Origin of the sequence: Bacillus cereus group sp. N11 (assembly GCF_016483605.1) — a bacterium.
GTDB lineage: Bacteria > Bacillota > Bacilli > Bacillales > Bacillaceae_G > Bacillus_A > Bacillus_A toyonensis.
Map to the genome: position 1 here is coordinate 1 of NZ_JAEHBN010000093.1, position 242 is coordinate 242.

A 242-nucleotide genomic window follows, 5' to 3' on the forward strand; every position below is an offset into this window, starting at 1 on the left:
CCACCTTTCTGTTGATACTGGGCCTAATGCTTTGCTCTATCATTCAGCTGTCGATATGTTAGTTTGTGTGTTTCATCTTCCACTGCCAGCGCGTCAGGCGTACGATTTACTTGCTCTTCGAATAGTTTATGAATCACATTCTCACGTGGATAGGATATAGCATTATGATTCCATTCTTTTAATAGTTGTCTTTGTTCTGCTTACGTAATATATACCAGCTCTGATAGAGTTTGATCAATGTT

At 38.8% G+C, this 242-nt stretch carries 1 pseudogene; it reads right to left on the reverse strand.

Annotation, left to right across the window (positions count from 1 at the left end):
* Nucleotides 1–32 precede the first annotated feature (32 nt).
* Nucleotides 33–242 (reverse strand): annotated as a pseudogene (locus JDS98_RS29825) (hypothetical protein); the annotation flags it as partial.